This is a genomic window from Bacillus cereus group sp. Bc061, assembly GCF_027715825.1.
Classification (GTDB): Bacteria; Bacillota; Bacilli; order Bacillales; family Bacillaceae_G; genus Bacillus_A; species Bacillus_A paranthracis.
Genome location: NZ_JAQFTZ010000001.1, coordinates 595,342 through 618,496, shown reverse-complemented (window position 1 = coordinate 618,496; position 23,155 = coordinate 595,342). Strand labels below are relative to the sequence as shown.

Sequence of the window (23,155 nt, the reverse complement as noted above, 5' to 3'; positions counted from 1 at the left end):
GTTAATGAGGTGAAATGAATTGAAACTACTAATAGGAACACTCCCCGTTGTACTATCATTTATTTTTTATTGGCTTGCTAAGCATCCTACCATCCGTGTTGTGTTACATATTTCAGCATATCTAGCACTTTATGTACTCGGTACAATCATTTCTATTCATATATATGATGTTTTAATGCAAGACTTAGTTTTTATGACAAGTATTCATGGGATTTTACTAAATCCATTTTTTCTTATATCAGGAGCGTATATAGGGATATACACTTTGTACCTACTTTTGTCCTACATTATTACAAATATAGAAAATGGAGCGCAATGAAATGCAACCACCGTTCATCTGTCATACATGCAAAAAAAGAATTACGCGAAAGAAAGATCTTATTACTACCACATGGTACTTCCGCTTTTATGTATTTCATAGTGATTGTTTTAAACGACAGCAAGTTTTTATCTCACGATTTATCCCTGTGAATACACTTATTAATTTCTTTCTTATTATATATGGGCTGATTGTTGGTAGCATTCTTATGACTGTAGAGCCATCTATCATTTGGCTTGTTTTCTTACTTCCAATTTTATATCGGTTTCTTTCCTATTATTATGTTGAACGTTTTTCTCTAAATGAAAGTTAGACTTTCCTCTAGGAATACTTAAACATTCCCACTCATTTTCTTTTAACATTTTACCAATGTAAATCATTTGTCCAATATGCAAAGCATAATGAGAAATTTGTCTTTCAATTGCTTGCATGACAGTATGTGCTTCACCGCGAATATATACCGTCTGCAATAAATGTTCTGACGTTAGTGCATTCATCGTTTTAAAAACATATTCCCAACCTTCATTCCATGCTGCGAGTACCTCTTTCTTAGAAGAATAACCACCTTCAAATTCAGCATCTCGGTTACGATCTATTTTTTCACCGTCAGATGTTAAAAAATCCGTCCATCTAGAACGCATATTACCGTGCAGATGCTTAATTATAATTGCTATGCTATTTGTTACTTCATGAGAAGACCATTCAATCTGTTCATATGATAATTGTGAAAGCACCCGTTCCCCTTGTTTCTTTGTTGCTTCAAAATTCGAAATGGCACACTGTACGTATTCGCGTCCAATATCCATGTTCCCCCGCCTTTACATTAACTAATTTTTGTTCCATTTGGTAATTCCATATTAGGCTGCAGTAATACGACATCACCCGCTTCAGGTACTCCTCCTAAAACAAGTACTTCTGATTTAAATCCCGCTACACGCTTTGGCGGAAAATTTACAATAGCAACGATTTGCTGACCGATTAAATCTTCTGGGTTATATCTCTTCGTAATTTGAGCACTTGACTGCTTCATTCCAAGCTCTCCAAAATCAATTTCTAGTTTAATCGCTGGAACTCTCGCTTCTTTAAATTCCTCTGCATGTGTTACAGTCCCAATCCGTAAATCCAAAGTTAAAAAATCTTCAAAATTAGCCATTTTATCACTCCTTTCATTTATTACTTAGACAAAACAAAAAAATCCCCTTTAAAAAAAGAAAGGCGCCTAAGCACCTTTCTTTTGTAATTCACTTGATTCATTTGATTTATAGAAGAAGAAACCGAGGATCCCGCCAATACATGATGGGATTAACCATCCTATTCCTTCTTTATATAATGGTAACATTTGTAGTACGTTAGAAATCGCGTCAATTTTAATATTCGCACTTTCTAAACCGTTAAAGAAACTAATTAACAATGCACCTAAAATAGCTCCAATATAAATGGTATTACGCTTCCCAATCCATTTATGGAAGTAAGAAAGTACAATTAATACGATTGCAACTGGATAAATAATCATTAACACTGGTAAAGTAACTGCGATTAATTGTGTTAAACCTAGGTTAGATACAATTAAACTAAATACACATACCATTGTTACAATCGTTTTATGCGAAAGTTTTGGGAATAAGTTTGTAAAGAAGCCAGCACAGGCTGATGTTAATCCAACAGAAGTTGTTAAACAAGCAAGTACAATAACAAGTCCTAATAAAATTTTACCACTTGTTCCATATAACTCATTTACAACATTCGTTAAAATAAGTCCACCATTCTCTGATACCCCAAGTGATGTACTTGTTGAACCAAGATAAGCAAGTGATAAATAGATTAACGTTAAACCAAGTACAGCGATAATACCTGATACTACTGTTATTTTTGCAATTTGATTACTCTCTTTTATTCCTTTAGAGCGGATAACTTGTACAACTACAATTCCAAATACAAGCGCACTAATTGCGTCCATCGTTAAATATCCTTGAATAAATCCACCAAAGAAAGCATTTTCCTTGTATGCTTCTAGCGGTGCAGCTGGTTCTCCAATCGGATCAACAATTGCCTTTCCGACAATTACAGCAACAATTAATACTAACAATGGTGTAAGAAATTTCCCGAACCAATCCACTAATTTTGATGGATTTAAAGATAAATACCAAGTTATTCCGAAGAAAATTATAGTGAAAAGAAATAGCATGTACCATTCGGAAACTAATGCCTCTGATAAAAATGGCTTCATACCCATTTCAAATGAAACGGCTCCCGTACGCGGAATCGCGAAAAAAGGTCCAATCGCTAAATAACTAATTAATGGGAAAACAAACGCAAATATAGGGTGAACTCTAGAAGATAGCGCTTTCAAGTCCCCCTCTACAAACGCGACAGCTGTTACAGCTAATAGGGGTAATCCGACTCCCGTTACAAGGAATCCAATTGTAGCAACCCAAACATTCTCTCCAGCTTGTTGCCCTAAAACTGGTGGAAAAATTAAATTTCCTGCTCCTAAAAATAGTGCAAATAACATTAAACCAATTGCTACCGTATCACCTGGCCTTAAACGTCCCTTCATGCTTTTCATTTGCATAGCACTTTTTCATTGTTTATCTCTATTTTCACAATATGCTATGCATCCTCCTCTCTGTTCAAGCTGATAAAATATGCCCCTTACAAAGCAGTGTCTTTCTCCATAATTTCTCCAGTCCCCTTATTTTTACTCTAATTATTAATTTTTGATTTTTTTGAATTTTTAAATCGTTAGAGTGGTATTGCGCGGAGTATAGTTGTCAGACCTCTTTGTTTTTATCACACATATAGTAACATATTTAGTTGAAAAATAAAAACATATTTTCAAATTGACTTTTTTGAAAATCAAAATTATCTACATTTTTTATTCTTTTGCACAAATATTGTTCCAAACTCACTTATTATCCTATCGTTATTTTTAAATAATTTTATACACGTAACATAACAAAAGCCATCCAACATAATTAGACGGCTTTTGCATATTATTCTATCGTTTCAACTTCACGTGGATTTTTCATCTCTTCCACATACACCACTCTAAATCCGTGATCTTCTAAATCTTTCAATAACGTCTCTAATTCACCATCGTTAAACTCTTCTCCTAATGTAAACATAATTCTACGAACTAATAAGGCATCATTATCAAAAGTCATTAAACTTTGGATACCTGTATATTTTTTTAATACTGTCGATAATTTTTGAATAGCCCCATTATAATCTTGTGTCCCAATCATGACAGAATATTTACTAGAATGAACGCCCCAAGCATCTTCTAATAGCTCAAAAACTTTTTTATGCGTTAAAATCCCAAGAAAGACTCCTTTTTCATCAACTACTGATAAATAAGGTAATTTTTTTATTGTAAAAAATACTTTAAAGAACGAAGAATCTTCTCTGACATATCCTTCTTTATCGTTTAATAGTTTTAATACACTCTCTTCCATTGAACCTTTATATTCTAAAATATCTACTTTATATATATTCCCTAAATATTTCTCTTTTTTTTCATCTAAAACTGGTACACAACGATAACCAGTTTTATTTAAATGCTCTAGCGCTTCCCCTACTGTAATTGAACTTGAGCAAAATAAAACTTCCCTTTTCGGCACATAATTCCCTTTAATCCTCATAAACAGCCTCCTTATGTTAAAATACTTTCTGTGCCATAACTATATTATATTTTCAGAAAAAAATAAATAATTTATTTTATTTTTCTGAAAATTATTCATTTTCTTGTCATAATTTATTCACGTTTCATTCAATTCTATCCACTACAATACTAAACTTCTTTAAGAAAAATATATTGTAACTTACTCCGAAAAAAGCTAAAATAAGAATAAGAATTTTCTGAATATTCAAAGAGTAGGTGATTACATGTCTTTATTGCGCTCACATATATATAAATTTATCGTTGGTGTTCTCATTATATTTATCATTAGTCCTATTCCAACTTTATTCATTACACATAAATACTCATACATCACCGGCTTTATAAGCATTTTCCATAACTTCGCACAACTTTCTTCGATGACAATTCCTAAGATTGATTGGATGCACGAATCTATCTTTTTCTCAGCAAATGAGATGGTACATACTGCTAATCAATCAACACCGTTATTCCCTTACATGTGGGAAATATATTTTTTATCGATTGTTCGTTTTACCTTTACTCTTGCAATCGGATTCTTCATCAGCTTAGGGATTGGCCATTTATTTTTTAAAGCACCTCAATCGGTTAAAAAGTTCGCTTCTTTATTAAGATGGATTCCTTATTCTTTATGTACTGTATTATTACAATGCGCAGTCTTATTACTACTCCTATACATCACAAAATTTATAAAGATTCCTTACTACTCATCTTTTATCATCGTTTGTAGTACTTCCATGATTATCGTTATGCAAGCAATAAAAAAATGGATTCCTTTCTTAAGTAATACAAATGAATATGAAATAAAACAAGCTTCTTTCCTTGTAGATACATTGTTTTTAGCGCTTACTTCGAATCATAAATCTATTTTAGGTTCCATTATTCTTTCATTCGTTTTTATGGAATGCGTTTTTCACGCAAGTGGACTATTGCAATTTATCGTTCAATTCGGCGGAAATGCACCTATTATTGTTACAATTAGCTTATTACTTTTGTATATCCCGTATTGTATACTCTCATTCCTTCAAACGCTATGGACGACAAACCACTTTAAACAACAATCATACGCTTTAACGAGAAGTATTCCAAAACCTTAATTTAAAATAACTCTCTAGAATCTGAAAGTAGAGGGTTATTCCTTTTGTATAGCGGACAAAATAACAGCAAATTCAAAAACCATTGCAGAAACATACCAATATTTACCCTTTTTCTTTGACTATTCTTTTCATTTGGATTTATTATAAAAGTATAACATAATTGCAGGAGGTGACATCTTTATTCCAAACGACGGAATAGAGAATACACTTGGACATATTAAATATTTTTCTCATCTTTGTTCTTATCCTTATTTCCGGCTTTTTCGTTGCATCAGAATTTGCTGTTGTAAAAGTACGAAAAAGTCGAATTGACCAGCTTGCAAACGAAGGCAATAAACAAGCTTTAGCTGCAAGAAGTGTCATTTCTAATTTAGATGTTTATTTATCAGCTTGTCAGCTCGGGATTACGATTACTTCTTTAGGGCTTGGTTGGCTTGGTGAACCGACTGTGGAACATTTACTACGACCGCTCTTTGAAAAGATTAATATTACTGGAACAATGGCAAATACTTTATCATTTATTATTGCTTTTAGTGTGATTACATTTTTCCATGTTGTATTAGGTGAATTAGTTCCAAAGTCATTCGCAATTCAAAAAGCAGAGGCGATTACACTTAAGTTTGCACGACCACTTATTTTATTTGATAAAATTATGTACCCGTTCATTTGGTTACTTAATAGTACTGCTATCTTTTTCACAAAACTACTCGGTTTAGAACCTGCGAAAGAAAATGAACTTGCCCATTCTGAAGAGGAACTACGACTCATTTTAGGTGAAAGTTTCAAAAGCGGCGAAATAAATCAAACCGAATATAAATATGTAAATAATATTTTTGAATTTGACGACCGAGTTGCGAAAGAAATTATGGTCCCTCGTACAGAAATGATTTGCTTATCTACTGAAAATACGTTAGAAGAAAATATGGATATCGTCGCAACTGAAAAGTATACACGCTACCCTATCATCGAAAAAGATAAAGATGATATTATCGGTATGATCAATACGAAAGAAGTATTTCACGATCAAACGAAAGGCATTCATAAGCCACTTGAATCTTACATACATCCAGTACTAACTGTATTTGAAACTGTTCCAATTCGTAAAACACTGGTACATTTACAAAAGAATCGCGTTCAGATGGCAATCGTTATGGATGAATATGGTGGTACTGCTGGACTTTTAACAATGGAAGATATTCTTGAAGAAATCATTGGAGAAATTCAAGATGAGTTTGATGCAGATGAATCACCTATGATTGAAAAACGTACACCTAAACTTACTGTTCTAGATGGAAAAGTACTTATTTCTGAAGTAAATGATATGTTTGGCTTACATATTGATGAGAGCGACTTAGATACAATTGGAGGCTGGCTATTATCGCAAGCAGTTGACGTAAATATTGAAGCTGGCTACTCCATCGAATATGCCGGTTTTCAATTTAAGGCATTAGAACTTGATGGACATCAAGTCAAAAAAATTGCTGTACATAAATTAGATATACAAAAGGAGTTATAAAGTGACTGTTTTCTTAACAATCTGTATCATTGCCTGTTTCATTATTTCATTTCTAGCTTTTATTTATCCTATTATCCCGGGCATCCTAGCTGTCTGGGCTGGATATTTCATTTACCATTTTGGTATAAATGGCGGAGAACTAACGATTTCTTTTTGGATTATTCAAGCTATTTTCACACTATTCATTTTCGTTGCTGATTTTATTGCAAATGGATATTTCTTAAAGAAATACGGTAGTTCTAAATGGGGCGAACGTGTCGGAATGATTTCGATCATTGTCGGATCTTTCTTCTTCCCACCATTCGGTTTAATTATCATACCGTTCTTATCTGTATTTATTACAGAACTCATGCATAAAAAAGCGCCAAAAGACGCTTTTCTAGTAGGAGTTGCTACTGTAGTTGGTTTTTTAAGCAGTACAGTAGCGAAAGCCATTCTCCAAATCATTATGATTATCATATTTGTATGTTATATCGTCTTTTAACCATCCCAATTTCGGGATGGTTTTTTAATATGAAATACCTACCCGGCTATTCTCATATTTGTTTTCACTACACAGATTCCATGTAAATTGCGCTGTATCACCAACTGTTATTTTTGCTCCTCCTTCTGGTAATACATCTTTTTCAGTTCGATATATACCTGTCACATCACCGTCAATTAAATGCGTCGGACAAACGACCGTCCAGCATAAATTACTACTACTAAGTATCTTATATGCAGCTAAATGATCTTCTGCTGCTGTTGTCGACTTTCTCTTTGATTCCGTTGATTGAAAACGATATAAATTTAGATTTGTTCTTGCTTGTAAAATACCGGCTGTTCCTATTGTAATGATTTTACGAACTCCTTCTTCTTCCATTTTCTTTATTATTTGTGGCATACTCTTCGCTAACGTCCCATTTTGATCCGTTCCAAGTGCACTAATTACTATATCGCTTCCTTCTATCGCTTTCTTTATATCATTTTCATTTAATACATTACCTTCTATAACTCGTAATCTTTCATGATTTATTTCTACCCTACTTGAATCACGCGCTAATACAGTCACTTCTGCTGAATCTTTTAATGCTAATTTAATTATGTTTGAACCTACTCGCCCTGTTGCTCCCAATATACATACTTTCATTTGTTTTCCCCCTCTTTCATTCTTTCTCTATTTTTCAATAATCTCAATCAATTTACAACAAAAAAGCTTCCTCACATAAAAGAGGAAGCTCTATTATTACATTATTTCTTTTCTTTAGAATCCGTAGACTTCTCAGTTCCACTTGTTTCTTTATCCTTTTTATCCTCTTGTTGTGTTGTTGTATCGTCCTCTTTCTTCTTGTCCTCACCTTTACTACAACCTACCATTAATAAAGAACTTGCAAGTGCCATAGCAGTTAATGATTTAACCCATTTGTTCATTTGCGTTTCCTCCTTTTGATAGAATATGTACAATCCCATATTACTCTCTATTTTTAAAGGAAAGATTGAAAAATAGTAAATAAACGGTAAATATTTGTAAATTTTCCGATAATAAATATGTACATATATTCATTTTTCTCCACGAAAAGTAAAAAACTAAGGCGCCTATCTTTCCGCCCTAGTCTCTTATGCAAATTTCTCATTTTCATATACATGTTTAATCTTATACTCTTTCTTCACGACATATTGCCATACACTATAGGCATAACGATTCATTTTCAGGAAGCAGTTTTCTAAAAACGAGCGAAATTCTGGATTTGCAACTTCAACTGCCACTTGAGCAAACTTTAACGCTAACCGTTTCAAATGCGAAATATAACAAGTTGCAATATACATATCACCTGTATATTTACTATCAGTTTCCTTTTCCATTTCATGAAAATGAAATGAAATTGGTTCACAAGTTATATGCTGTACATTCTCTCCTTCTTGAAAGTTCACTTGTTCATTATATGCTTGCAACATATATGGTAAATGATGCTGTAATAGCTCCTTTAATTCTTCGTCTCTTACCTGTCCTGTATACTCCCCAACCTTATATATAAGCATATAACTATACCTCATCAATTCTTTCATACAATCCATGAAAGTGCCTCCCTACTTTTTGTCTATATGCTATAAATATGATGCTATAACATTTGCTATTCTTGCTAAAAACCAATCCCATTTACTAATTTCCTCAAAATCTTCTTCCGAAAATCTTTTTGATTTATGGAAGTCTTCTTTTAGTCGATCCCATACGTCAGCAACAACTGTTTTATCATATACGACACAATTAGATTCACAATTTAAATAAAAACTTCTATTATCAAAATTCGCTGTACCTATATCAACAATTTCTCCATCAATGATTGTTACTTTCCCGTGAAAAAAACCATTCCGATATTGATAGATCTCCGCTCCAGCATGGTTCATCTCTCTCAAATACGGATAGGCAGCTTGTTTTAACAATACTGCATCACTTTTAAATGGTACGAGAATTTTCACATTGACACCGCGGTTTAATGCACCTTTTAACTCTTTCATCATTTCTTTACTTGGTACAAAATATGGTGTAGCAATAATTAAAGACTTTTTAGCCTGCTTTAAAAACGCTCCATATTTTTCCCATAACCCTTTTCCATCTGAAAATAAATATTGATATTTTACATTCCCAATTGCAGGTAGACTTTCATGTACAGGCATTTTTTCTCCCGTATCTTCTTTCCAGTCAGCAGCAAATTTTCTTTCCATATCCGTGGCACCATTCCCCTTAACCCGCACATGATAATCACGCCACTGGCCAAATTTCGGATCTTGTCCAAGGTATTCCTTTCCGATGTTAAAGCCGCCGATATATGATACTTTTCCGTCTATCGTAACAATTCGTCTATGATTTCGCTGATGCAACGAATAGAATAAATGTTTCAATTTAGGTTTTTTACTAAACGTAAACTGGACACCATTGCTTTGTAGTTGACGAATTACCTTTTTCTTCAGCTTATATCCACCTATTCGATCGACTGACAATTTCACTTCTACTCCGCTAGATGCCTTTTTCTCGAGCAACTGCAAAAACTCTTTGCTTATTTCATCTTTACCTACAATATAAAAATGGATATATATGTACTTCTCCGCATTACGTATATCCTCAAATAAATTCGTATATAACTCTTCACCGTTCGTATACAGTTGAAATTCACCTAATCTAACTTGTCCTACTTCATATTCACTAGCCATTTTTTTCCCCATTTCCACATCGATGTTCATCCAAATGAATACACCTATTACACAAAGGATTACAACGAAAAAGTGTTTCATGGATATTTTCCTTTCTCCACTTACTGTTATTTCTATATCTTCCCTTTTTTAATACAATATCATTCAAGAAAATATGTCATTGCATGATATATGTCCATATCAAACGATAGCTCATTTGCATATTGTATGTTGTATCTTAAAATAAAAGGAGGAAATAACAATGGGCTTCGCACATGGTAATGGATTCGCGTTATTAGTCGTATTATTTATCCTCTTAATCATCGTCGGTGCTGCTTGCTTCTGCTAAGTAGTTATTGTCACATGATATGCGGATAGAAAAACTATAAAAGCGGACACCTATTTTTAGGTGTCCGCTTTTCATATGAAGAACATTTCGCTCTGTTATAATACCTTTAACAACTAAATATTCAATTCAAAAAGTTAGTAATGTAGCTACTTTCTTACTCTCTGCCTTACGTATATGACGTTGTTCTGCACGTAACACTGCAATGCGATGTAATTCTTTCTCTTCTTCTGTTTCAGGGATTACTCGCGGCACAGGAACTGGATTATTTTCCTTACTCAGTGCAACAAAAGTAACAAAAGACGTTGCTGCGATACGCTTCTCACCTGAAATTAAATCTTCCGCTACTACCTTCACAAATACTTCCATAGACGTTCTACCCGTCCAAATTACAAAGGATTCATAACTAACACAATCTGAAGAGCGAACTGGATGTAAGAAATCAACCCAATCCATAGAGGCTGTTACACATTCTTTTCTTGCATGCCTCGTTGCTGAAATAGAAGCAACCATATCCATCTCGGCTAATATCTTTCCACCAAATAACGTGTTATGATCATTTAAATCTGTTGGAAATACTCGGCTCGTTTTGAACACCCTTGATTCATTGGCTGTTTTCCCCTTTACTTCTGTCATTGTTATCACCCCTTTAATGATGTATCCCTAATATCTCAATAATCACTATACTAAATGAACTACACGTTCAATATTAACAACATTCAGAACTTTTAGTCCATAAAAAAGAACCGATGTTATCAATCGGCTCCTCTAAATACATATTGTTCTTTTGGCTGTTCAACTTTATTCCATTTCGTTACTTCTAAAACAGGAATGTTCGCATGGAACGGCTGATAAAATTCAGTAGAAATTTCTCCCTCTATTTGAATCCAATCATCGTTTTTCCATTCTACACCTTCTGGCTTTTTCACTAACATACCATATACACCAGAATCCGCTACACAATGTATAATACCGAAACGGAATAAGAAGTATTGTTCTTTTTTAGAAGAATCATCTTTGAAAACAAAACCTTTAAATGATAATTTTTTCCCAGTAAACTCACCAGGGTAATTGTAAATCGTCTCCATTCCTTTTAGGAAGTTTTCATCATTTAAAGTAACACTATCCTTTGTTACAAACTCTTTCTTCCCTTTCTCCATTACACCACGGTATCCTTCTTTTCCGTAATATATACTTGTATCAGGTCTTAAAAATTGCCTTCTCATAAATGGATCTGTACTTTCTGCTTGTGCAACAGGAAAATGAAACCCTTTTGCCTTAACTATATCTGAATCTAACGTTGCAATTGGGAAAAATAATCCCGAAACAATTGGAAAACAGAACAATGTGTACGAGAATGCTTTTTTCCACCATGTATTCTCATCTTTTGAATGGTCATGCCCGCAATGGCTATGATCACAACTACAATCCTGTTTTCCTTGTTCTTTCTCATGTTCTTTTTGGAAAACAATAATAATTTGAACGATCGTTAAGAAACCTAAAATAATAGCTGCTGTTGTTGATAAATAGGCATACTTCATATTGATATACTTCGTAATATTACCTGAAATATGAAGCTGCGCGATTAAGATTGTAAAACCTAATAATATATATGCTCGAAACATAACCTACCACCCCATCGCATAAATGAGTAGTGAGCTTGCATAAACAACAACTGTAACTGTAACTGTAACGACAATTACAAATTTTGTTTTAAATGTCGCAAGCATCATAAACATATTTTTAATATCCACCATCGGTCCATATACGAGGAACGCGACAAGTGATGCTGTTGAAAATGTACTTTGGAATGACGAAGCAATAAATGCATCTGCTTCTGAACAAAGTGATAAAATGTAAGCAAGTCCCATCATAACAGCTGGTGAAGAGAACGGCCCTTGTCCTATAGCAAGAAGTGTTGAAGTTTGTACGAACGTTTGAACTGCAGCTGCAATTAATGCACCTAATACTAAATATTTTCCCATCGAGAAAAATTCCTCAACAGCATGCGTACATACATCCCACATTTTTTTACGTAATGGACGCTTATGATTCACTTCTGGGAAGTGATCATCTCGTAATTGATGTTCTTTAAACATAAATGATAATATAATTCCAACAATGATTGCTACGATAATCGCTACAATAGAACGATACCATACCATGTGCATACTACTTCCAAAGGCAACGTATGTTGCAAATAATACGACCGGATTAATAATTGGACCAGTTAACATAAATGCAATCCCGGCATATGGCGGAACCCCTTTTCCAATTAATCGCCTAACAATCGGAACGATTCCACATTCACAACCTGGAAACATCATCCCTAAAAAAGTAGCCATTAAAACAGACAGAAATCGGTTTTTCGGCATCCATTTTGCTACCATATCTTCTGTCACAAACATTTGAATGAATCCTGAAATAAATACACCAATGAGCACAAAAGGAAGTGCTTCGATCAATATGGAGATAAAGATTGTATTCATTTGCAGGAATGCTTTCGGTAATTGAAACAATTCCATGATGTATTTCCTCCAACTTTTCATTAACAATATGTAATTTTAACCCCATTTTATTGATTGGACAAGACTTATACGGAATTCATCCCTTTCATATACATTACATTTTATAAGTTATATTCTATTCAAAATTTGGGATTTCATAGCAAAAAAGCTGCTCTAGCGCAGTTACACAACTATGCTAGAGCAGCTTTCTTATCGTTAAAAGTAACGTTTCTTCCAAAATACAAATGCTAAAGCGCAAGATAATGTTGCACATATTATGAGTACAATTACAAAACCTTGAGCCTCACCTTCAAATGGAACCTTTACGTTCATTCCGAAGAAACTAGAGACCATTGTTGGTAATGATAAAATGATTGTAATAGACGTTAACAGTTTCATAACACTGTTCAAATTATTCGATATAACAGAGCTAAAAGTATTCATCATTCCACTTAGAATATGACTATATATTTCCGCCATTTCAATAGCCTGTTTATTTTCAATTAATACATCTTCTAATAAATCTTGATCGTCTTCATACATTTTTAAAAATGTACTGTTACGCATTAATTTTTGAATTACAATTTTATTCGCCTTCAATGATGTTGTAAAGTATACTAAACTTTTTTCAAGACCTAGCAATGTGAAAATCTCTTTATTTTTCATCGACTTATTTAATTGATGCTCTAAATCGATTGTTTTTCTGTTAATTTGCTTTAAATATCTTAAATAATAAGTAGAAATCGTATATAAGAGCTGAAGTGCAAAGCGTGTCTTTTTAAACGTATAAAATTCTTTAATACGTTGATTAATAAAACGTTCAAAAATTGGATTTTCCTCTAAACAAATTGTCACAAAACAATCTGGCATTACAATCATACCTATTGGAATCGTGTCATAAATCGAATTTCCTTCTTCATCATGTCTAACTGTTGGAATATCCACGATTATTAAAGTATTATTGTCTTCCTTTTCAATACGAGAGCGTTCTTCATCATCTAAAGGGTCTTTAATGAAATCTAAGTCTACATTTAAAGTTTGTACTAGATATTGAATTTCTTCTTCCGTTGGATGAAGTACATTAATCCAGCAACCCTTTTGCATTTCCTCAACCTCTTGTAGTTTTCCGTTTCGGTCTGTTAAATATATATTTAACATACTATCACCCCGATTCTTTTTACATGTAGGAATCTACCTCTCTTACATAACAGTTTTTGAACCGCCATTCTCAGCATATGAAACATACGTTTAAATTTCAATAGAAAAATTATTTTGAAAACGTTTTTATAAGAAAAATATTACAAACAAAGAAAAAGACAGAGTGCTCTCTGCCTTAAAAAGCTTATGTTGCCTTTATAACATATTTAGAAAGCATCCACAAGTTAAAGCCAACTGAAATCGTATAACCAGCGTATGTTGAAATAATAAAACTTACATAATCAAAATACGGAAGCAATACAATATTTAAAACGATCTTCACAATAATGCCAATCACTAACCCTAACACTGTTTTCTGTTGTTGATTAATTCCTTGCAACATTGCAGCCGTTACTGTAAAAAGCGAAAATAGTATACAAGCAGGAGCGTAATACTGTAAAATAACGCTTCCCATCTCCGGATCATTTCCGGCACCAAATAAAAGAGTATACACTGGTTTTGCTAACACTATCATTCCAATTGCCGCGGGTACCGTAATACCTACTACTAATAGATTCGTCCTCGTAAAATGTTTGTACAGTAACTTCACATTTCCTGCTGTATAAGCTTTTGTCATCTCAGGTACGAGTGACATACTAAAAGCAGTCGCAACGGAAACTGGGATAAGTACAACCATCTGAACAAGTCCAATTATTGCATTAATCTTCTCTGCTTCTCCTTGCATATATCCCATTTGTATAAGCAATTTATTAATTGTAAATGTGTCAATCGTCTGATACAACGGAATTGCTAAACCAACCACAACAAATGGTATTGAATATGTAAAGAGCTCCTTATAGAGTGAGAAAAAAGATTTCGTTGTTTGTGGTATACTTGCCATTTCTTTTTTCTTTAAGTGCTTTCTTCTCCTTATGTAATACGCACTTAAAACAGTTAGTCCACCTACCGCTCCCATAAAAGCACCGAATGTTGAAATACCAACAGCTAGTGAGATAGAGGCTTTTAAAATATATATAACGACAAAGCTTCCTATCAAGATGGTTAATACCCGAAAAAATTGCTCTACAACTACACTTAGAGCAGAAGGCCCCATCGATTGGAACCCTTGAAAAAAGCCTCTTAATAAACTCATGACTGGTACAAGTATTAATGCAAAACTTACAATTTGAATATTAGTAGTGACCGCAGCTATACTATTCCCCGTTTGATCATTTCCATCGATTACAAGTTTAGCCAAATGCGGAGCTAGCATATACAACGTAAAACACGAAAAAATTCCCATTATAAACATAAAAACAATTCCACTTTTCAGCACTCTCTTAACCGTATGATAATCATTTAGTTGATCATATTTTGATACCATCTTTGAAACTGCAAGTGGTAGTCCCATCGTCGCAATGCTGAGCATAATTGTATATGGACGATAAGCATACGTGTATAAAACATACCCACTCGTACCGACCATAGCTGTAAATGGTATAACATATATAAACCCTAACATTTTAGATATCATCGTTGCCATTGTTAAAAATATCGTTCCACGTATAAACGGTGACCCTTTCATCACATTCCCCCGCTACACTTTATTATTACACATTATGGACAACTCTTTTTTTTTAGAACCGAAACAAGTAAAAAAAGCCAATGAAAAATCATTGACTTTAACGCGCTGCTTTTTTCTTTTTGAAATACTTTAAACCGAAGTATAGAGCAATAAAGAGAATCGCTCCTATAATTATGTAATGTGTGTAATCAGATGCATACTCTTTAATATGTCGCCAATTTCCACCAAGCTTTTCACCTAAATATATAAATAGTATTGACCAGGGAATAATCGCAACTACTGTATACAGTGTGAATAGTTTTAATGGCATCTTAGCTAATCCTGCTGGAATAGAAATTGCATGACGTACGACTGGGATAAAACGTGCCGAAAAGATTACTCCTGCTCCGTAACGCTTAAACCAATTTTCTGCTATGTCTAAATGGTGTTTATTAATAAGCAGATATTTCCCATATTTCTCTACAACTGGACGTCCTCCGTAGTATCCAAGCCAGTATAAAAAGATTTGGGCTAAAGTACCACCAATTGTTCCAGCAATAACTGCACCAACAAAGCTAATTTTACCATCTGCGACTAAAAAGCCAGCATACGAAAGTACAATTTCACTCGGGATAATTTCAATCATTAAAGCTAGCGCTACTCCAAAGTAACCTAAACTTGCAAAAAATTGCAATAACTGATCTATTATGCTTGCTAACATCTTATTTTCTATCTCCTTTTTTCTTCACATACCATCTCATTATTACATAAAGGTTGCATTCTGCCAATATCTTCATGCCGACAATATCACAGGCATACGCATTATTAATCTATTACTATTTCTTTCTGAGGTTCTTTTATGTAGGCAAACATTTGTTTAATTTGCTCTTCTGTATTTCTAGCAATCGATAAATTAGGCAATTCATTTTCACCAAAAAACTCCACATCATCTGTTTCAATACTAGTTTTCTTTTCACCACCAATAATTTTACAGCCAATAAAAATTTTATATACATGCGTTGCTGAAGGCGATGGTTGATGTTTTTCTTTATCAAATATAGCTAGTAACTTAAAATGATCTACCTCATAACCTGTCTCTTCGAAAACCTCTTTTGCTGCTACTTCTGTCGGCGTATAACCGATATCAGCCCATCCACCTGGCAATGCCCATTTCCCATCACTTTTTTCTTTCACAAATAATAACTTTTCATTTTGAAAAACGACTGCTCTTATATCGACTTTAGGTGTTTGATAGCCTGTCTCACTTGCAAATAAATTCTCTACAACTTCCCAATCTGTCTTTGTATAATGTGACATCATCGAAATGGAAATATCCCGTAATTGTTGGAAACGTTCTATATCATACACATCCTTAGAATACGTTAAACCCGCTTGAGCTATAGATTGTATTTGTTTTACCCAATCAATCCATTTTACCGTCATGTTTCCACATCTCCATCCTTTATTAAGTATATATTACGCCAATTCTACCAATACTTCTTTATTATACAAAAAAAGAGATTGATAATGTTCCAATCTCTTTCAAAATTAATCCAATTCATGTAAATGATCTTGTATATACTTTCTTCTTTTATTTATATATTCCTCAATCATATCAGCTTCTTGATCAAATGTTTCTAATTTTTCTTTCATATATGGATCTTGTAGTAAATAAGGACGAATCGACTCACACAAACTTTCTACTTTCGGCATCATAAATGAAACGGTAAATTGTTCTTCTAATATTTCTTCCAAAATACCTCGGTATTGCTTTCTAAATACAGGTATATCTAACAATCTTGCACTTAACGTGTTATAACCTTGAATACGAATATATTCATGATTAAGTGGTCTCCCTTGTACATCTCGCCCCCAAGTCGCATCATAATCCCACGGTATTACTTCAAATAAATTTGTTTCATCATTATGATATAGTGCATAGTTATGAACGAAACCATCAAAGTTTTGTGTAAAAATGATGCCAGCTAACCATCGTAAATATTTATCAACATGCAAAAACTTCCCAATTTCTTTTTCATAAGATTCCCTCGACAAAGCGTTCGCTTGAAATACAAATTCACTCAGCTGTTCTTCACTATTTTCATTCGAGTATTTAAATTCATAACCCGCAAAGAGCTCGGTCTTAACATCTTTATCTCTCTCACTCATTAAAGAAAAATTCGCATCATCATCTATCGCATAATAAATAGAACCACTCGGTAATCCTCTATTTTTCAAAAAATTTTCATCCACTGATTCTAACTGTAAATATACACCTTGAATTTGACCATTAATTTTTATAAACACATGTTGTGATTTCGGTGAAAGTACACCAATATCATGAAAAAAGTCTAAAGATAATTTATTTCGTATGAGAGACGGATCCATAAACTCAGAATTTAAATGAATCTCTTTCGCACCTTGAAATTTTTTAGGCTTATAAAACATAACATGATAAGATTTTTTCTCAAATTCACGAATATGAGCACCACGGTATACGATATCAATATCATACTTCTTTTTTCCATAAGTTAATTTTGCTGGTACTGGACTGTCTGACCAAATGTCTTTTTTCAATTCCACTAAGTACATTGGATGAATAAAAAAATCATATGAAGGTAGCATGTTTTCTCATCCCTTCTCAGTTCTCTTCATTCAATGTATGCAACTCGCCTTGTCCATACATCCGCTATCATCTATTTATATAAAATTACACTCTTGTCCTGTTCAGAAAGATACCTACATACATATCCTGTTAAGGAAAAAGAATACCTTTTCAACTTAATACATGATAAGGAGGATTTCTATGAAACGTGATATTAGAAAAGCGGTTGAAGAAATCAAAAGTGCTGGGATGGAGGATTTCTTACACCAAGATCCAAGTACTTTTGAATGCGATGATGATAAATTCACTCATCATACTTGTACAACTGGATGTAAATGTACAACTGGGGGTAAATGTCCAAGAACAAGATGTACTCGCGTGAAACATTGTACGTTCGTTACAAAATGTACACATGTGAAAAAATGGACATTTGTTACAAAATGTACTCGTGTACGCGTTCAAAAATGGACGTTCGTTACGAAAGTGACGCGTAGAAAAGAATGCGTTTTAGTTACAAAACGTACTCGCAGAAAACATTGTACATTCATTACAAAATGCATACGCTTTGAAAAGAAATTTTTCTGGACTAAACGAAGTTTCTGTAAAAAGTGCGAATTCTTCCCGCATAGACACGGCGGCTCTTGCGATGATTCATGCGATCATGGTAAAGACTGTCACGATGATGGACACAAATGGAATGATTGCAAAGGCGGACATAAATTCCCATCTTGCAAACACAAGAAATTTGATCACTTCTGGTATAAAAAACGTAATTGTTAGTTTTTATGCCTACAAAAAAAGGCCGTTTTGCGGCCTTTTTTACGTTTATCCCGCTTTATTGAAAATGACTTATATCTGCAAATTGCTTCACTTCACCTTTACCATCTTCAAATTCTATTATACTGAGACTAGCACTATGCATAAATGGATCATTCCACACATTTTCTATTTCAATACCCGCAAAATGTCCTACAAGTAATTTTGCTGCTGCCGCATGGGAGACAATTAATATACTTTCTCCTTTATGCTTTTCTAAAAGAATCTGCATCCCCTCAATTACCCTTTTATGAACAGCCGCAAAATTTTCTCCTGATGTTGACTGAAAAAGATGTGGCTCATACCAAAATAACTGTATGTCGTCTGGATATTGCCTTTCTATATCATCAATTGTCTGTCCTTCCCATATACCCATGCTAATTTCATAGAAATGCTCATCCGCGATTATCGGTATATCACGTTCTCCCTTTATTAACTCTGCAGTATGAAGGGTTCTTTCACTCGGACTACTATAGATTGCATGAATAGATAAATCTTTCATTCGCTCTCCTAATTGCTTAGCTTGCAGTATACCATTTTCAGTTAAAGCAGAATTTTTCCGTCCTTGCATTCGCTTCGCTACATTCCATTCCGTTTCACCATGCCTTGTTACATATACCGTTGTCTTCACTTCAATTCCCCCTTACCATGTTGGCCGCAATTCCCACGGTTCTACTCGTCCTACAATCCATTCATTACATTTACGTTCAATTCCTTTTATTACCCCATCCGATATTTCTTCATGAGTAAGCCATCTTGCGTATGTATCTTCTAATATAAAACCTAAAATTATTCTATGATAGCTACATCGCGTACCACCTATTTTTTGTGAGGCTATTCTCGACGCTTTACTGCCTAAAATATGAAAAACTTCGTATGTTTCAGGCGACAAGTCTAATTCTCTACAAATAAGTGATAACGCATCTTTTGCACTTGAGTGTATCCATGCGACAACTAATGTTATTGGGCCATTCCGCTCAATTGTGCTTTTAATAGCTACCTTTACATCGTCATCATTATGATAATCTAACGGAAGGCATGTGATATTTTCTGGTATAGCACTCTCTCGTTTAACATTTTCTAATTTCACTTCATCTCTTCCAATAATAGAAACATGAAACCCTTGCTCACAAAGCCACATAGACACCCTCTTTAGCATTCCTGTTCCACCAATTACTAGCGCATGCAACTTTCTTTGCCCCCCTTAATAAAACGTCATATGAGGTTTATCTTCCCTATAATAATTAAGCCTGTCTTGCAATGTCCCTGAATGAAACTCAAATTTGTGGCCGTCAGGATCAACAAAATATATAGATTCACAGTCCCTTACATCCCGTTCTCTTCCTTGTAAAATATGAACATCGTTTTCTTCTAATCGCTGCAGTAGACGTTCAAAGTCTTTCTGTTCAACAGAAAACGCAATATGCGTATAAGATTGATGAATCTCATTTCTTGGAATATGTATTTCTTCATTAAGCGCTATCCATACTCCACATATATTAAAATATGCAAGTTTTCTTCCTCTAACTAATAATTCTCCTTCCAATACTTTTTCGTAAAATGTAATAGAATCTTCTAAATTAGATACTGAAAAACAAAGATGATTGATTCCTTTTAACAACTCTAATTCCTCCTATACAAATAAAAGATGAGCGAAAATTCTCTCATCTTTTATTATACTATTTTTTTGTAATATATGCCCATTTATAACTGAAGTCCCCACCAAACGTATGATTTGCAATACCTTTTACGTATGGTTTCTCTAAGTATGCGGTACTTTGTTGGTACGTAGGAGAAATGGCAGCATCTTGACCAATTAAGATTTTTTCCGCTTCTGCAAGTGCATTCCAGCGTGCTTTATCATCTTTTAATAGTTCTCCTTTTGATTTCGCTACTAACTCATCATACTTCGGATTAGAATAATCCATTTCATTAAATGAGCTTCCAGTAACAAACATATCAATATAAGTCATTGGATCTGGATAATCTGGACTCCATGCAGATAAAGAGAATTCATATTCAAGTTTCTTTTCTAAATCCAACTTCTGCTTATATGGCTGTTGTTTTAAATTCACTTTAATACCAGGTAAGTTTTTCTCTAACTCTTCTTTAATAAAGTCTCCTACTTTTTTACGACTACCGTTATCATCATTTAGTAATTCGACTGTAATTGTATCTTGACCAAGTTCTTTCTTCGCTTCTTCCCATAATTTTTTCGCTTTTGCTGCATTATCTTTACTGTCACGGAAATTTTTATTTACAGTACGGAAATCTTTCCCATCAGGTCCTGTCGTAAATTTTTCAGGTACTAAGAAATACGCTGGCAATGATCCATCATTTAAAATAACATTTGCAATTCCTTTTTTATCATATGCTAGATCAATTGCTTCACGAACTTTTTGGTTTTTAAACGTTGCATTTTTTTGGTTAAAACGTAAGAAATACATACGTGGATCTAACTTCGTTTTAAATTCATCTGGCTTATTCTTTTTATATTTATCAACAAATTCAGAAGTTAAAATAACCCGATCAGCTTGATCACTATCATATAAATTTACTCCTGTGCTTGTTTCCTTCACAATATTCACATTAATTTCTTCTAACTTCACAGTATCTTTATCCCAATAATTAGGGTTTTTCTTTAACTGATAACTTCTTTCATGTTTCCATTCACTCATCGTAAATGGTCCATTATATAATAATTTATCTGCTTCTAATCCGTATTTATCTCCTTGTTCTTTCACATATTTTTCATTTAAAGGGAAAAATGTTGGGAATGAAGTAAGCTCAAGGAAATATGGTGCTGGTTGTTCTAATTCTACTACTAACGTTTTATCATCCTTCGCTTTCACTCCTAATTGATCTAACGGTAACTCTCCTTTATTTACTTTCTGTGCATTCTTTACATCAAATAAAATAAATGCATACTCAGCTGCTATTGCTTTATCTAATGTACGTTGCCATGCATATACAAAATCTTGCGCTCGAACTGGATCACCATTTGACCATTTTGCATCACGTAATTCAAATGTATATGTCTTTTTATCTTCACTAATTTTCACGTCTTTTGCCATACCTGGAGTTGGTTTATTATCCTTATCTAAACGATATAATCCTTCCATTGCATTTACAAAGGCACGGAATGATACAGAGTCTGTTGATTTTGACGTATCCATTGAAGGAATTTCAGCTGTTTCTAGTAAGTTTAATACTTGCTTATCTGCTGCCCCCTTACCTGTTTCTTTCTTCGTTGTAGATGCCTTCTCCCCATTTCCGCAACCCGCAACTAATATACTAGTCGATAATGCAACTGCAGCAATCGTTGTTACCTTTCTCTTCATTGTTCCTTCCCCCAATCTATATGTATAAATGAAAGCCAGTATAATACATATTATTATACAAAAGATTCAGATTATTTCAAATATTATTTTCGTATATACAAAAAAAGAAGCGGATAGAGAGCTCTACTATCCACTTCTTTTTCTTTTACTTGTAATCCATCCTCTATGTCAAATGGATTTTGAACTTTAAATATTTCGTCCATTATCTTTAAAAATTCTTCCTCATTTTTAGATTCGCCATTAATCATAAGTGAGTATGGCTCAATCTCACCCAATTTATAATCAACAACAAATTGGATCGTAACCTTTTTCTTCGACATATCCGGACTATCCCCTTGGAACTCTACCAATTCTAATCCTTCCGTGCCACGATAATATGCCCAACCCGGATTTCTAAAATAATTTTCAAACGATTCACCAATTGAAAGGAATGGATATTCATATAGCGAGCTTGTACGAACTTTTTGAATAATATCTCGATCAGTCGGGAAAAAGAAATGGCTGATAAAAATACTAGCAACCGCTAAAATCGTAACAATTGTTGCTCCCATTTTACTCGTTCCACCACTATCACGAATGAGGTACTTTTCAACCGATCCATCTTGAATTTCTCTTGCTTTTATTCGATATATACGCCTTTCTGCAAATTGATAATATAATCCATTCGCAAAAATCGCCATTCCAAATAAAATAAAAACGAGTAATAGAAACGTAAGAGGCACCATATTAATGATCGGCAATGCTACGTTGAAGCCCATATAATAAGAAAACGCATCACACGCTAATAATAACACTACAAATAAAGCTGCAGGTAAATAATACTTACGATATCCGAGCCAACCTACATTGAAAATAGCTGCCCAACCATTCCAGCTCCACCTAGCAATCCGCTTTTCCTCAAGCTCCCATTTCCTTTTGTAATACGGATATTGTCTCCCTACATATACTTCTAATTCCTTGTCTATTAGCGAACTTCCTTCACTCTGTTCAGTATGCAAAGTCCGCTGGCAACTTTCACAATTCAGCTGATTTCCCTCGCAAAGTTGCCCACAATTTATACATTTCAAAACAATCCCTCTTC

28 protein-coding genes are annotated in these 23,155 nt (G+C 33.9%); 7 read left to right on the top strand and 21 right to left on the bottom strand.

Annotated features, from left to right (window positions below):
- The first annotated feature begins 19 nt into the window (after nt 1-19).
- Together PDQ40_RS03190 and PDQ40_RS03185 are read left to right on the top strand one after the other, a co-directional pair.
- A complete protein-coding gene (locus PDQ40_RS03190) occupies nt 20-319 on the top strand; it encodes a hypothetical protein (RefSeq protein WP_000770755.1) in 300 nt (99 codons plus the stop codon).
- A 1-nt stretch (nt 320) separates the two neighbouring features.
- Nucleotides 321-632: a permease gene (locus PDQ40_RS03185; protein ID WP_270691226.1), complete on the top strand. Its 312-nt coding sequence runs from the start codon at nt 321-323 to the stop codon at nt 630-632.
- Here the strand turns inward: PDQ40_RS03185 and PDQ40_RS03180 are convergent.
- The 4 genes from PDQ40_RS03180 to cbpA form a co-directional block, all read right to left on the bottom strand.
- The gene (locus PDQ40_RS03180; RefSeq protein WP_270691225.1) at nt 547-1,125 is read right to left on the bottom strand and encodes a DUF1572 domain-containing protein; all 579 of its coding nucleotides are present in this window, start codon (nt 1,123-1,125) and stop codon (nt 547-549) included. The genes PDQ40_RS03185 and PDQ40_RS03180 overlap by 86 nt on opposite strands.
- Before the next feature lie 17 nt (nt 1,126-1,142).
- The gene (gene csaA, locus PDQ40_RS03175) at nt 1,143-1,472 is read right to left on the bottom strand and encodes a chaperone CsaA (RefSeq protein WP_270691224.1); all 330 of its coding nucleotides are present in this window, start codon (nt 1,470-1,472) and stop codon (nt 1,143-1,145) included.
- Between the two features lie 66 nt (nt 1,473-1,538).
- Nucleotides 1,539-2,876 (bottom strand): branched-chain amino acid transport system II carrier protein BrnQ4, encoded by a 1,338-nt coding sequence (brnQ4, locus tag PDQ40_RS03170; protein WP_014297788.1) that lies wholly within the window; start codon nt 2,874-2,876, stop codon nt 1,539-1,541.
- Nucleotides 2,877-3,312: 436 nt separating this feature from the next.
- Nucleotides 3,313-3,960, bottom strand: a complete 648-nt coding sequence (gene cbpA / locus PDQ40_RS03165; RefSeq protein WP_074533091.1) for a cyclic di-AMP binding protein CbpA — start codon at nt 3,958-3,960, stop codon at nt 3,313-3,315.
- 244 nt (nt 3,961-4,204) lie between these two features.
- Between cbpA and PDQ40_RS03160 the strand changes: the two genes are divergently transcribed.
- The 3 genes from PDQ40_RS03160 to PDQ40_RS03150 all read left to right on the top strand — a co-directional run bounded on the left by PDQ40_RS03160 (nt 4,205) and on the right by PDQ40_RS03150 (nt 7,074).
- Complete coding sequence (locus tag PDQ40_RS03160; protein ID WP_000055301.1) at nt 4,205-5,074, top strand: hypothetical protein; 870 nt, start codon at nt 4,205-4,207, stop codon at nt 5,072-5,074.
- 208 nt (nt 5,075-5,282) lie between these two features.
- Entirely contained in the window at nt 5,283-6,590 is a 1,308-nt protein-coding gene (locus PDQ40_RS03155; RefSeq protein ID WP_000353728.1) for a hemolysin family protein, read from the top strand.
- A 1-nt stretch (nt 6,591) separates the two neighbouring features.
- Nucleotides 6,592-7,074, top strand: a complete 483-nt coding sequence (locus PDQ40_RS03150; protein ID WP_000215662.1) for a DUF456 domain-containing protein — start codon at nt 6,592-6,594, stop codon at nt 7,072-7,074.
- A 24-nt stretch (nt 7,075-7,098) separates the two neighbouring features.
- Here PDQ40_RS03150 and PDQ40_RS03145 read toward each other — a convergent pair whose 3' ends face one another.
- The 4 genes from PDQ40_RS03145 to cls all read right to left on the bottom strand — a co-directional run bounded on the left by PDQ40_RS03145 (nt 7,099) and on the right by cls (nt 9,860).
- Entirely contained in the window at nt 7,099-7,719 is a 621-nt protein-coding gene (locus PDQ40_RS03145; protein WP_000861636.1) for an NAD(P)-dependent oxidoreductase, read from the bottom strand.
- Between the two features lie 101 nt (nt 7,720-7,820).
- The gene (locus tag PDQ40_RS03140) at nt 7,821-8,000 is read right to left on the bottom strand and encodes a hypothetical protein (protein ID WP_001045960.1); all 180 of its coding nucleotides are present in this window, start codon (nt 7,998-8,000) and stop codon (nt 7,821-7,823) included.
- A 186-nt stretch (nt 8,001-8,186) separates the two neighbouring features.
- On the bottom strand, nt 8,187-8,645 hold the full coding sequence (locus PDQ40_RS03135) for a spore coat protein (protein WP_000340560.1): 459 nt from the start codon (nt 8,643-8,645) through the stop codon (nt 8,187-8,189).
- A gap of 30 nt (nt 8,646-8,675) precedes the next feature.
- Nucleotides 8,676-9,860: a cardiolipin synthase gene (cls, locus tag PDQ40_RS03130; protein ID WP_000680141.1), complete on the bottom strand. Its 1,185-nt coding sequence runs from the start codon at nt 9,858-9,860 to the stop codon at nt 8,676-8,678.
- A 160-nt stretch (nt 9,861-10,020) separates the two neighbouring features.
- Between cls and PDQ40_RS03125 the strand changes: the two genes are divergently transcribed.
- Nucleotides 10,021-10,107, top strand: a complete 87-nt coding sequence (locus tag PDQ40_RS03125; protein ID WP_000505094.1) for a YjcZ family sporulation protein — start codon at nt 10,021-10,023, stop codon at nt 10,105-10,107.
- 126 nt (nt 10,108-10,233) lie between these two features.
- On the opposite strand, the gene PDQ40_RS03120 is transcribed toward PDQ40_RS03125, so the two are convergent.
- The 8 genes from PDQ40_RS03120 to cotH form a co-directional block, all read right to left on the bottom strand.
- Complete coding sequence (locus PDQ40_RS03120) at nt 10,234-10,740, bottom strand: acyl-CoA thioesterase (protein WP_000141167.1); 507 nt, start codon at nt 10,738-10,740, stop codon at nt 10,234-10,236.
- A 119-nt stretch (nt 10,741-10,859) separates the two neighbouring features.
- Nucleotides 10,860-11,729 carry a TIGR03943 family putative permease subunit gene (locus PDQ40_RS03115; RefSeq protein ID WP_000488047.1) on the bottom strand — a complete coding sequence of 290 codons (870 nt, stop codon included), beginning with the start codon at nt 11,727-11,729 and terminating at the stop codon, nt 10,860-10,862.
- A 3-nt stretch (nt 11,730-11,732) separates the two neighbouring features.
- On the bottom strand, nt 11,733-12,629 hold the full coding sequence (locus PDQ40_RS03110) for a permease (RefSeq protein WP_000418725.1): 897 nt from the start codon (nt 12,627-12,629) through the stop codon (nt 11,733-11,735).
- 198 nt (nt 12,630-12,827) lie between these two features.
- Complete coding sequence (locus PDQ40_RS03105; RefSeq protein ID WP_000932394.1) at nt 12,828-13,769, bottom strand: magnesium transporter CorA family protein; 942 nt, start codon at nt 13,767-13,769, stop codon at nt 12,828-12,830.
- A 184-nt stretch (nt 13,770-13,953) separates the two neighbouring features.
- Nucleotides 13,954-15,333 (bottom strand): putative polysaccharide biosynthesis protein, encoded by a 1,380-nt coding sequence (locus tag PDQ40_RS03100; RefSeq protein ID WP_002193846.1) that lies wholly within the window; start codon nt 15,331-15,333, stop codon nt 13,954-13,956.
- 97 nt (nt 15,334-15,430) lie between these two features.
- Complete coding sequence (locus PDQ40_RS03095; protein ID WP_000881205.1) at nt 15,431-16,033, bottom strand: DedA family protein; 603 nt, start codon at nt 16,031-16,033, stop codon at nt 15,431-15,433.
- 104 nt (nt 16,034-16,137) lie between these two features.
- Nucleotides 16,138-16,755, bottom strand: coding sequence for an NUDIX hydrolase N-terminal domain-containing protein (locus PDQ40_RS03090; RefSeq protein WP_214328813.1), 618 nt, complete (start codon nt 16,753-16,755; stop codon nt 16,138-16,140).
- Between the two features lie 105 nt (nt 16,756-16,860).
- Nucleotides 16,861-17,937: a spore coat protein CotH gene (cotH, locus tag PDQ40_RS03085; protein WP_214328814.1), complete on the bottom strand. Its 1,077-nt coding sequence runs from the start codon at nt 17,935-17,937 to the stop codon at nt 16,861-16,863.
- A gap of 181 nt (nt 17,938-18,118) precedes the next feature.
- Between cotH and exsB the strand changes: the two genes are divergently transcribed.
- Nucleotides 18,119-18,697 (top strand): exosporium protein ExsB, encoded by a 579-nt coding sequence (gene exsB, locus PDQ40_RS03080; protein ID WP_000817501.1) that lies wholly within the window; start codon nt 18,119-18,121, stop codon nt 18,695-18,697.
- A gap of 55 nt (nt 18,698-18,752) precedes the next feature.
- Here exsB and PDQ40_RS03075 read toward each other — a convergent pair whose 3' ends face one another.
- The 5 genes from PDQ40_RS03075 to PDQ40_RS03055 all read right to left on the bottom strand — a co-directional run bounded on the left by PDQ40_RS03075 (nt 18,753) and on the right by PDQ40_RS03055 (nt 23,141).
- Complete coding sequence (locus PDQ40_RS03075; RefSeq protein ID WP_214328815.1) at nt 18,753-19,364, bottom strand: phosphoserine phosphatase 1; 612 nt, start codon at nt 19,362-19,364, stop codon at nt 18,753-18,755.
- A 12-nt stretch (nt 19,365-19,376) separates the two neighbouring features.
- Nucleotides 19,377-19,922, bottom strand: coding sequence for a short-chain dehydrogenase (locus PDQ40_RS03070; protein ID WP_061535804.1), 546 nt, complete (start codon nt 19,920-19,922; stop codon nt 19,377-19,379).
- Nucleotides 19,923-19,937: 15 nt separating this feature from the next.
- A complete protein-coding gene (gene fosB, locus PDQ40_RS03065; protein WP_000911692.1) occupies nt 19,938-20,354 on the bottom strand; it encodes a FosBx1 family fosfomycin resistance bacillithiol transferase in 417 nt (138 codons plus the stop codon).
- 58 nt (nt 20,355-20,412) lie between these two features.
- Nucleotides 20,413-22,074, bottom strand: a complete 1,662-nt coding sequence (locus tag PDQ40_RS03060) for a peptide ABC transporter substrate-binding protein (RefSeq protein WP_270691223.1) — start codon at nt 22,072-22,074, stop codon at nt 20,413-20,415.
- Between the two features lie 83 nt (nt 22,075-22,157).
- Nucleotides 22,158-23,141 (bottom strand): DUF2628 domain-containing protein, encoded by a 984-nt coding sequence (locus tag PDQ40_RS03055; protein ID WP_002163686.1) that lies wholly within the window; start codon nt 23,139-23,141, stop codon nt 22,158-22,160.
- Between the last annotated feature and the right edge of the window lie 14 nt (nt 23,142-23,155).